This window comes from Salinisphaera sp. G21_0, from assembly GCF_017744115.1.
GTDB lineage: Bacteria > Pseudomonadota > Gammaproteobacteria > Pseudomonadales > Endozoicomonadaceae > Endozoicomonas.
Genome location: NZ_JAGHQW010000279.1, coordinates 1 through 545, shown reverse-complemented (window position 1 = coordinate 545; position 545 = coordinate 1). Strand labels below are relative to the sequence as shown.

1 protein-coding gene is annotated in these 545 nt (G+C 44.8%); it reads left to right on the top strand.

The features are described from left to right. A partial coding sequence (locus J7439_RS26060; RefSeq protein ID WP_209204967.1) for a hypothetical protein occupies positions 1–302 on the top strand: 302 nt, incomplete at its 5' end. Positions 303–545: the final 243 nt, after the last annotated feature.

The window sequence follows — 545 nt, the reverse complement described above, 5'->3', positions numbered from 1 at the left end:
AGCTGGATCGTTTTCCGGTATTGGGGAATAGAGAACTTGAACTATTGGAACCCTATCGGAAAGAGATGATACTTCCGCAGTTAATGAGTGTTCTCCAAAAGATCAACCATTATGATGTGGATAAACAAACACAAAACGCTTGGCATTCAGCCTTGGAATGCAGAAAAGAAGACCCTCTTGGACTGAACGGAATTGACATTTGGGAATCGGATTTATTGTCGCCGGATTTTGATTTACCTGCGACCGGGTCAGAACGGGTCAACAACCACCATGACTGGCTTGAAGAGTTCCTGCAAGGATAAACCAGTTGTCACAGCAATTCCCGACGCCTCTTTTATTCGGGAACCTGCCGATGTGATGACTGCTGCATTAAAAACGAGGGCAAGAAAAATCAAACCTTTTACCACAATACTATAGGCGGCTGTATCATCCATTCGCCCAGAAAAACCGTCATTCCTTTAGCGCCGGAAGCGATTTGCCGACAGGATGGTTCCACAAAAAATGATTGTGAAAAAGCAGCAATAAGACGTTTTCTGGCGCAGACA